The sequence below is a fragment of the Nocardioides sp. NPDC101246 genome, from assembly GCF_044767415.1.
In the GTDB taxonomy this organism is placed as follows: Bacteria; Actinomycetota; Actinomycetes; order Propionibacteriales; family Nocardioidaceae; genus Nocardioides.
In genome coordinates, this window is record NZ_JBIWNX010000017.1 from 46,494 (window position 1) to 55,909 (window position 9,416).

Consider the following 9,416-nt stretch of genomic DNA (forward strand, 5'->3'; position numbering starts at 1 on the left):
GGTCGGCGCATGCGCACCATCGGTGTTGCCATCGCTATCCCGGAGCCGTGGGCGAGCCAGCTCCAGGACTACCGGACGTCTCTCGGGGACGCGACGGCGACCATGATCCCGACGCACATCACTCTTGTGCCACCGACGGAGATCCACGACGACCTGCTGCCGGACGTCGAGAGCCATCTCGAGTCCGCGGCCTCGCGGGTCGCCCCGTTCAGCGTGCACCTGCGTGGCACCGGCACCTTCCGGCCGGTCTCGCCGGTGGTGTTCGTGGCGGTCGTGCAGGGCATCTCGGGCTGTGAGCAGCTGGCCAACGCGGTCCGGCAGGGCCCGCTCGACCAGAAGCTCTCGTTTCCCTATCACCCGCATGTCACGATCGCTCACGACCTTCCCGACGCTAGCCTCGACAAGGCTTTCGGTGAGCTCGCCGACTTCGAGTGCGAGTGGTCGGTCGAGGCGTTCCACCTCTATGTCCACGACGACACGGACGGCTGGCGCCCGACGCGGGAGTTCGCGCTGAGAGCAGCACTGACTGGCTGAGGCGGGCTCGGGTCCGCTCACGAAACGACGGACGGGGACCTCGGGATGCTCAAGGAGAAGGTCAAGGCGAAGATCGCCGAGCTGCGCGAGCGCTTCCCTGCGCTGGACCGGGTGGTACGTACGCAGGAGCACTACGGCGAGGTGGGTGCCGCCCAGCAGGCCGGCGCGATCACCTACTTCGGCTTCCTGTCGACCTTCCCGATCCTCGCGCTCGCGTTCTTCGCCGTGGGCCAGATCGCCAAGGTCTACTCCGGCGCCGAGAGCGACCTCGTCGAGGCGATCGACCATGTCCTGCCCGGGCTGGTCGGCGACAGCCCAGGACAGCTGAAGATCGCCGACATCGAGAGTGCGGCCAGAACGGTCGGGATCATCGGTGTCATCGGTCTGCTCTACGCCGGCCTCGGATTCATCGACGGGCTGCGCAAGGCGCTCGACGCGGTCTTCCTGGTGCCCGAGGAGGAACAGCCGGGATTCCTGGCGGCCAAGGCCCGTGACCTGGCCGCACTCATCGGGCTCGGCCTGATCCTGCTGGTGGCGGTGGCGTTCACCGGCCTCGTACGCACCTTCTCGGTCAACGTCCTGGACTGGATCGGCCTCGACGAAGGCTTCGGCTGGCTGATCGTCCTCCTCACCCTGGTGCTCGGCCTCGCCGCCAACACGGTGCTCTTCTTCGCGATGTTCCACCTGGCTCCCCAGAACGACACCCCGAAGCTTCCCCTGTGGGCCGGGGCCGTGCTCGGCGCGATCGGCTTCGAGATCCTCAAGCAGGCCTCGACCCTCCTGCTCCAGGCCACTCAGGGGCAGCCCGCCTTCCAGGCCTTCGGGATCGCACTCATCCTGGTCGTCTGGATCCACTACACCTCGATGGTGATCCTGTACGCCGCCTCCTACGCCCACGTCCGCGCGACGCCCGAACATCAGGGTGTGGTCGGCGGATGAGAGAGTCGTACCCATGAAGCTCAAGAAGACTGACGGCGCTCTCCTCCTGGTCATCGGGGTCTGGACGATCGTGATCTGGACCAACTTCGGCCGCAACCTCGTCAAGACCGCCAAGGACCCGGAGCAGACCCGTCCGAAGCCCTACTACATCGCCCACGCGGTGCTCGTGGTCGTCGACGTCCTTCTCGGCGGCCTGCTGATCAAGCTCGGCGTGCAGCGGCTGCTGACCAGGGGATAGCCCTCAGGAGGACTCAGCCGTGTCGAGGTGGTCGACCAGGTCGGTGAGCTGGTCGCGCAGCGCGAGCGCCTCGTCACGGGTGATCCCCATCGAGGTGCCGAGCTGCTGAGGTACGCCGGAGACCTGCTCCTCCAGGGCCCGGCCGTCGTCGGTGAGGCTGACCAGCACCCGGCGCTCGTCGCCGGGATCGCGGTCGCGCCGCACCAGGCCGGCGGCCTCGAGCCGCTTGAGCAGCGGCGTCAGGGTGCCGGAGTCGAGCCGTAGCCGCTGGCCGAGGGAGGTCACCGAGCGCGGCTCCTCGCTTTCCCAGAGCACCAGCATCACCAGATACTGCGGATAGGTCAGCCCGGTCCCCTTGAGCAGCGTCACGTAGCGCTTCGTAACGGCTCGGGTTGCTGCGTACAACGGGAAGCAGAGCTGCAGGTCGAGCGCGAGCTGCGGATAGGTACGTCCGGACACATCCATCAGTCTACTCCCTTGCGCTATTGAGTTGTGCGCAATATAGTTGTGCACATGACACCGATCTACACAGCCACCGCAGTCAGCACCGGCGACGCCCGCAACGGCCACGTCCAGTCCACCGACGGTCTCATCGACGCCGACGTCCGCATCCCCAAGGAGATGGGTGGTGAGGGCGGTGCCACCAACCCCGAGCAGCTCTTCGCCGCCGGGTACGCCGCCTGCTTCCACTCCGCGCTCAAGCTGGTCGCCGGCAAGGCCAAGGTCGACATGACCGACTCCGAGGTCGTCGCCGACGTGAGCATCGGCGACAACGGCCAGGGCGGCTTCGGCCTCGCCGTGCAGCTCGAGGTCACCATCCCCGGCGCCGACGCCACCACCGCCCAGCAGCTCGCCGAGCAGGCCCACCAGGTCTGCCCGTACTCCAACGCCACCCGCGGCAACATCGAGGTCAAGCTCACCGTCGCCTGACCCGCGATGGCCGAGGCGTCACCTAGGGCGGCCGAGATGGCACGACGGTGACTTCTCGGCCGACGCGCGTGACGCTTCGGCCGACGTACCTGACGCCTCGGCAGATGCTAGAAGGGCCGCTCTCCCGGAGGAGGGCGGCCCTTCTGACGTGTGGCGACCAGACGGTCAGCCGAGGATCAGCGACTTGCGCAGGTCCTTGTTGAGCTGCGAGATCACGTCGAGCGGGATCTCCTTGGGGCAGGCGGCGGCGCACTCACCGATGTTGGTGCAGCCACCGAAGCCCTCGGCGTCGTGCTGGCCGACCATGGACTGCACGCGCGAGTAGCGCTCCGGCTGGCCCTGCGGCAGCTCACCGAGGTGGGTGATCTTCGCGCCGAGGAACAGCGAGGCGGAGCCGTTGGGGCAGGCTGCGACGCAGGCGCCGCAGCCGATGCAGGTGGCCGTGTTGAAGGCACGCTGGGCCTTGTCACGCGGCGCGGGCACCGAGTTGGCCTCGGGGGCCGAGCCGGTGTTGGCCGAGATGTAGCCGCCGTTCTGGATGATCCGGTCGAACGCGGAGCGGTCGACGATCAGGTCCTTGACGATCGGGAACGACGAGGCGCGCCACGGCTCGATGGTGATGGTGTCACCGTCGTTGAACGAGCGCATGTGCAGCTGGCAGGTCGTGGTGACCTCCGGGCCGTGTGCCTCGCCGTTGATCATCAGCGAACACATGCCGCAGATGCCCTCGCGACAGTCGGAGTCGAACGCGATCGGCTCCTCGTCGTTGTGCAGGAGCTGCTCGTTGAGCAGGTCGAGCATCTCGAGGAACGACATGTCCGAGGACACCCCGTCCAGCTCGTACGTCTTGAGCGCACCCTTGTCGGACGCGTCGGCCTGCCGCCAGATCTTCAGCGTCAGCTTCACTTGTAGGACCTCTGCTTCATCTCGATGGCGGTGTAGATCAGGTCTTCCTTGTGGAGGATCGGGGCGCCGTCCTCGCCGCCGAACTCCCAGGCCGCGACGTAGGAGAACTCGTCGTCGTGACGCATCGCCTCGCCCTCCTCGGTCTGGGACTCGCCACGGAAGTGGCCGCCGCAGGACTCGCGGCGGTTGAGCGCGTCGATGCACATGAGCTCGCCGAGCTCGATGAAGTCCGCGACGCGGTTGGCCTTCTCGAGGTCCTGGTTGAGGGAGTCGGCGGAGCCGAGGACCTTGACGTTGGTCCAGAACTCCTTCTTGAGCTCCCGGATCAGGCCGATGGCCGTCTTGAGACCCTCCTCGCGGCGGTCCATCCCGCAGTATTCCCACATGATCTGACCGAGCTCCTTGTGGATGGACTCCACGGAGCGCTCGCCGTTGATGCTCATCAGCTTCTCGACCCGGGAGGTGACCCCTTCGAGAGCCTCGACCACGGCCGGGTGGGACTCGTCGATCTTGTCGAACGGCCCGTCGGCGAGGTAGTCGGTGATGGTGTTCGGCAGCACGAAGTAGCCGTCGGCCAGGCCCTGCATCAGCGCCGAGGCGCCGAGGCGGTTCGCGCCGTGGTCGGAGAAGTTCGCCTCGCCGGTGCAGAACAGACCGGTGATGCTGGTCTGGAGCTCGTAGTCGACCCAGAGCCCACCCATGACGTAGTGCACCGCGGGGTAGATCCGCATCGGCACCTCGTAGGGGTTCTCGCCGGTGATCCGCTCGTACATGTCGAGGAGGTTGTCGTACTTCTCCTCGATCTTGTCCTTGCCGAGCCGCTCGATCGCGGCACCGAGGTCGAGGTAGACGCCGCGGCGGAACTTCTTCACCGTGCCGTCGGCCTGGGTCTCGTCGACCTCCGGTCCGACACCGCGGCCCTCGTCGCACATGTACTTCGCGGCACGCGAGGCGATGTCGCGGGGGACCAGGTTGCCGAACGCCGGGTAGATCCGCTCCAGGAAGTAGTCGCGGTCGTCCTCGGGGATCTCGCGCGGGTCCTTGGTGCAGTCCTCGGCCTTCTTCGGCACCCAGATGCGGCCGTCGTTACGCAGCGACTCCGACATCAGCGTCAGCTTCGACTGGTGCGCGCCGGTGACCGGGATGCAGGTCGGGTGGATCTGCGTGTAGCAGGGGTTGGCCATGTAGGCGCCCTTGCGGTGCGCGCGCCATGCGGCCATGACGTTCGACCCCATCGCGTTGGTCGAGAGGTAGAAGACGTTGCCGTAGCCGCCGGTGGCGAGCACGACGGCGTCGGCCAGGTGGGTCTCGATCTCACCGGTGACCATGTCGCGGGCCACGATGCCGCGGGCACGGTCGTCGACGATGATCACGTCGAGCATCTCGTGCCGGGTGAACTGCTCGACGGTGCCGGCGGCCACCTGACGCTCCATGGCCTGGTAGGCGCCGAGCAGCAGCTGCTGGCCGGTCTGACCGCGGGCGTAGAACGTACGCGAGACCTGGACGCCACCGAAGGAGCGGTTGTCCAGCAGGCCGCCGTACTCGCGGGCGAAGGGCACGCCCTGCGCCACGCACTGGTCGATGATGTTGGTCGAGACCTCGGCGAGGCGGTAGACGTTCGACTCGCGCGAGCGGTAGTCGCCGCCCTTGACCGTGTCGTAGAAGAGTCGGTAGTCCGAGTCGCCGTCCGACTTGTAGTTCTTGGAGGCGTTGATGCCGCCCTGGGCGGCGATCGAGTGGGCACGACGCGGGGAGTCCTGGTAGCAGAAGGACTTCACGTTGTAGCCGGCCTCGCCGAGGGTGGCAGCCGCGGCGCCACCGGCCAGGCCGGTGCCGACGATGATGACGTCGAGCTTGCGTCGGTTGGCCGGGTTGACCAGACGGTTCTCGAACTTGCGGGTGGTCCAGCGGTCCGCGATCGGCCCGGTGGGCGTCTTCGGGTCGACCAGCTTGTCGCCGAGGACGTAGTAGCCAGCGGCGTCGTCGGATTTCTGGACCGAGGCCTCGTTGGTCGGGGTGAGGCCGGGCAGGTAGTGGGTTCCAGCAGCCATGTGTCAGATGTCCTTACGAGATGACGCCGAAGACGGTGAACAGGGGGACCAGCGAGAAGCCGCCGGCGATCACGATCGCGACGACCCAGCCGGCGACGCGGGCCCTGGCACGCGACTCAGCGGTGTTGGTGAACCCGAGCGTCTGGATGGCGCTGAAGGTGCCGTGGTGCAGGTGGAACGCGAGCGCGAGCATGGCGAACAGGTAGATGAGGACCATCCACCACTGCTCCGGCTGGAACGCCGCGGTCAACAGCCGGTACGGGTTCTCGGTGATGCCCGCGGCCTGTCCGCCCTCGCCCACGTTGATCTTGACGATGGTGAACTGGAGCAGGTGCCAGACGACGAAGAGGAGCAGGGCCACGCCGCCCCAGCGCATGGTGCGCGAGGAGAGCGACGAAGCCTTGTTCTTCTTCACCGCGTACTTCACCGGGCGCTGCGCGTGAGCGCGCATCGAGAGCGCCACCGCCGAGCCGACGTGAGCCACCAGCGACGCCAGGAGCACCACTCGCAGGATCCAGAGGAGGCCGCCGTACGGCAGCATCGGCTCCCCGAACGTACGCAGGTGCTCGGCATACTCGTTGTAGGCCAGCTCGCCGCTGAACGCTTTGAGGTTGCCGTACATGTGCAGGAGCACAAACAGGATGAAGACGATGCCGCTGGCCGCCATAAGGAGCTTCAGGGCGATCGTCGAGCGCGTCGACCGCGCGCCTTTGATCAGAGTCGTGGTTGCCACGGCACGCACGCTACTACCCCTCATACCCGAACTTGAACGCAGGGAGTATGTGACATTTTCGTCGCTGCGGGGGCGGGTGGGGTTACTGATGAGTATCTTTGTAACGGGTTAGGCAAGCCTAACAGCAGGGTGCGCATTCTCCGTGGCGATGGCGTGAGATCGTGAGGACCGGGCCTCGCGCAGCGCGACCAGACGGGCCAGCAGATCGTCGGCCGCATCGGTCCACGGGCGCGTCGCGACCAGCTCCCGACCGCGGTCGCCGAGCAGGTGTCGCCGGGGGTCGGAGACGACCGAGGCGACGGCGTCCGCGAGCTCGCGGGCGCGGGCCGGGTTGTAGAGGATCCCGGTCTCCATGTGCTGGACGATCTCAGCGGCCGCGCCGGCCCGCGGGGCGACCGCCGGGAGGGCGCTGGCCGCGGCCTCACGCAGGATGTGGCCACATCCCTCCTCCTCGCCGGGGTGGACGAGGACGTCGAGCGAGGCCAGTGCGATGGCCAGGTCGCCGGTGCCGAGCGGGCCGGTCAGCTTCGCCTGCGGGACCCGCTGCTTGAGCCATCCGCGCTGGGGTCCGTCGCCGATGATGACGAGGCGGATCCCGGGCACCACGGTGAGCTCGGCGAGGCGGCGTACGCCATGGCTCTTGGCGAGGTTGCCCGCGTAGCCGACCACGACCAGAGGTGTCGGGCGGGACTTCGACCTGGACCAGCGGCGGTGGAGCCAGCCGTCGCGCAGACTGGGCGAGAACGCGGCCGCGTCGACCCCCGGCTCCCACACCTCGGAGGCGACGTCGATCGTCGCGAGCATGCGGCGCAGGAACTCGCTTGTGACAAAGATCTCATCGGCGTACGCGGCGATCGAGGCGCTCCAGGTGAGCGCCGTCTTCGGGGAGAGCGGGGACTGCTGGACGACCAGGGTGGTCGCCGTGGCAGCCGTCGGCGAGGAGAGCGCCTTGCGGCCCAGGCGGCCCGGATCGAAGGTGACCACGACGTCCGGCTCGAAGGCCTCCAGGGCGCTGCGTACCTGACGGCCGGTCTTGGCGATCGGCGAGACGCGGACGACCCGGCTGTTGCGATAGACCGGGAGACCGGGGCCGGGTGCGATGAACCGCACCTCGTGGCCCGACTCGATCATGCGGTCGGCGATGGCCTTCACCGTGGTTGTGACACCATCGATGGTAGGAAAGAAGCTCTCGGTGACCAGCGCCATCTTCATAGGACCAGCGTCCTGCCCGGGGATGGCGAGAGCACGACGCGTGCGTTGATCTGGGATGAACCATCGGCATAGTGGCAGGCTTTCCGCGCGGCCGGGCGGGCGCCAGCGACGACGACCAGCGACGAACAGTGTGATGAGGACGATCAGTGGCGGTAACCAGACGGGTGCGAACGCTCTCGGCGGCACTCGCGGTGGCCGGGCTCGTGGGGATGTCGGGCTGTGGCAGGGCGCCGACCCAGCAGCCGTCTGCCGAGCACGTCTCTGAGCAGCCCTCGACGGCGACGCCGGCCTTCGAGATGCCGGTCGAGAAGCCCAACCTGCTGATGATCACGGTCGATGACCTCTCCGCCCTCGACATGGACTACCTGCCGAGTGTGAAGAAGCTGGTCGGCGAGAGCGGGGTGACCTTCACCGACGCGGTCGCGCCGACGCCGATCTGTGTGCCGGCCCGCGCCTCGCTGCTCTCGGGGCAGTACGCCCACAACCACGGTGCCCACACCATCCACGGTCCCGAGGGCGGCTATCCGTCCTTCGACGACTCCGCGACCCTGGCCACCTCGTTGCAGGAGGCGGGCTACGCGACCGTGTTCACCGGGAAGTACCTCAACGAGTACGGCGAGGCGGGGAGCGAGCGCGACCTGCCACCGGGGTGGGACGAGTGGCGCGCGACCGTCGACCCCTCGACGTACAACTACCTGGGCGCCAAGTTCAACGTCAGCGGACGCCTGGTCAAGCCGAAGGGCTACTCGACCACCGTCATCACCAAGCAGGCGCAGGCGGCGCTGAAGGCTGTGCTCAAGGATGGGCGGAAGAAGCCGGGGGCCGCGGGGAAGCCGTGGTTCCAGTGGGTCAACTACGTGGCACCGCACATCGGCGGCCCGACCGAGAAGGGCGACCCCAAGCAGCGCTTCCCGGGCACCAAGGGCGCGATCGGCGTGCCGGTGCCGGACGAGCAGGATCGGGACGCGTACGCCGACAAGCCCATCCCGCAGCAGCCCAACCTGTTCCCGGAGGCGCGCAAGAAGTTCCCGAAGGGGTCGCCGTCGCGGAAGAACCCCTCGCAGATCGAGAAGGACGCCTACCGGCTCTCCTATCAGCGGCGGATCGAGTCGGCACGCAGCCTGGACCGCAACATCGCCTCCCTGCTCGGCGGGCTGAAGAAGAGCGGCGACCTGGCGCGCACGCTGGTCGTGTTCACCTCCGACAACGGCTTCTCGAGCGGCTACCACAACTTCAACGGCAAGCTCTGGTACTACGAGGAGTCGCTGCGGATCCCGGTGCTGATGAGCGGACCCGGCGTACCGAAGGGGCGCGAGGTCGCGACCACGCTGACCAACCCGGACATCGCCACGACGCTGCTCGCGGCGGCCGGCGCGGGTGACCCGCACGAGCCCGACGGCATCGACATCATGCCGTGGCTGCGCGCGCCCGAGCAGACCCGCGTCGTCCCGATCGAGGCGTGGCCGACCACCGACGGCACCTCGCGGCTCTGGTCCGGCGTGCGCGTGGGACCGTGGACCTATGTAGAGCTCGACAACGGCGAGGTCGAGCTCTACGACCGCGCCACCGATCCGTACGAGATGACCAACCTCGCCGACGACCCGAGCCACGCCGAGACGGTCTCGCAGCTGGCCGACCTGACCGAGAAGTACCGCGACTGCTCCGGCGACAGCTGCCCCAAGAAGATGTACGCCGCGGGTGGACCGCTTGATCTGGCGGGGCTCTGAGGCTGCCGGATCGGGGTAGTGGGGGGGGGGCCGGGCCCCCGGATGGCCCGGCCCACGACCGAGCGGCGCTCCCCAACCAGCCCCCCCGGGGGAAGAGAAAGAAAAATCAAAAAAAATAAAAAGAGGGTTTGTTTTAGTGGACGGCG

General features: G+C 67.7%; 10 protein-coding genes. 5 read left to right on the top strand and 5 right to left on the bottom strand.

Going from position 1 to position 9,416, the window contains the following annotated elements:
- The first annotated feature begins 9 nt into the window (after positions 1-9).
- The 3 genes from ACIRON_RS25840 to ACIRON_RS25850 are packed head-to-tail and all read left to right on the top strand — an operon-like array spanning position 10 to position 1,711.
- Positions 10-534, top strand: a complete 525-nt coding sequence (locus tag ACIRON_RS25840; protein ID WP_402996842.1) for a 2'-5' RNA ligase family protein — start codon at positions 10-12, stop codon at positions 532-534.
- A gap of 45 nt (positions 535-579) precedes the next feature.
- Entirely contained in the window at positions 580-1,473 is an 894-nt protein-coding gene (locus ACIRON_RS25845) for a YihY/virulence factor BrkB family protein (RefSeq protein ID WP_402996844.1), read from the top strand.
- 13 nt (positions 1,474-1,486) lie between these two features.
- A complete protein-coding gene (locus ACIRON_RS25850; RefSeq protein ID WP_402996846.1) occupies positions 1,487-1,711 on the top strand; it encodes an SCO4848 family membrane protein in 225 nt (74 codons plus the stop codon).
- Between the two features lie 3 nt (positions 1,712-1,714).
- Here ACIRON_RS25850 and ACIRON_RS25855 read toward each other — a convergent pair whose 3' ends face one another.
- Positions 1,715-2,176 (bottom strand): MarR family winged helix-turn-helix transcriptional regulator, encoded by a 462-nt coding sequence (locus tag ACIRON_RS25855; protein ID WP_402996848.1) that lies wholly within the window; start codon positions 2,174-2,176, stop codon positions 1,715-1,717.
- A gap of 48 nt (positions 2,177-2,224) precedes the next feature.
- On the opposite strand from ACIRON_RS25855, the gene ACIRON_RS25860 reads away from it, so the two are divergent.
- Positions 2,225-2,641 carry an organic hydroperoxide resistance protein gene (locus ACIRON_RS25860; protein ID WP_402996850.1) on the top strand — a complete coding sequence of 139 codons (417 nt, stop codon included), beginning with the start codon at positions 2,225-2,227 and terminating at the stop codon, positions 2,639-2,641.
- Between the two features lie 165 nt (positions 2,642-2,806).
- Here ACIRON_RS25860 and ACIRON_RS25865 read toward each other — a convergent pair whose 3' ends face one another.
- The 4 genes from ACIRON_RS25865 to ACIRON_RS25880 all read right to left on the bottom strand — a co-directional run bounded on the left by ACIRON_RS25865 (position 2,807) and on the right by ACIRON_RS25880 (position 7,543).
- Complete coding sequence (locus ACIRON_RS25865) at positions 2,807-3,547, bottom strand: succinate dehydrogenase/fumarate reductase iron-sulfur subunit (RefSeq protein ID WP_402996852.1); 741 nt, start codon at positions 3,545-3,547, stop codon at positions 2,807-2,809.
- Positions 3,544-5,598 (bottom strand): fumarate reductase/succinate dehydrogenase flavoprotein subunit, encoded by a 2,055-nt coding sequence (locus tag ACIRON_RS25870; protein ID WP_402996854.1) that lies wholly within the window; start codon positions 5,596-5,598, stop codon positions 3,544-3,546. The genes ACIRON_RS25865 and ACIRON_RS25870 overlap by 4 nt, the downstream gene beginning before the upstream one ends.
- 13 nt (positions 5,599-5,611) lie before the next feature.
- Positions 5,612-6,331: a succinate dehydrogenase cytochrome b subunit gene (locus ACIRON_RS25875; RefSeq protein ID WP_402996856.1), complete on the bottom strand. Its 720-nt coding sequence runs from the start codon at positions 6,329-6,331 to the stop codon at positions 5,612-5,614.
- A 108-nt stretch (positions 6,332-6,439) separates the two neighbouring features.
- Positions 6,440-7,543, bottom strand: a complete 1,104-nt coding sequence (locus tag ACIRON_RS25880; RefSeq protein ID WP_402996858.1) for a glycosyltransferase — start codon at positions 7,541-7,543, stop codon at positions 6,440-6,442.
- Between the two features lie 146 nt (positions 7,544-7,689).
- Between ACIRON_RS25880 and ACIRON_RS25885 the strand changes: the two genes are divergently transcribed.
- Positions 7,690-9,270 carry a sulfatase-like hydrolase/transferase gene (locus ACIRON_RS25885; RefSeq protein WP_402996860.1) on the top strand — a complete coding sequence of 527 codons (1,581 nt, stop codon included), beginning with the start codon at positions 7,690-7,692 and terminating at the stop codon, positions 9,268-9,270.
- Positions 9,271-9,416 lie beyond the last annotated feature (146 nt).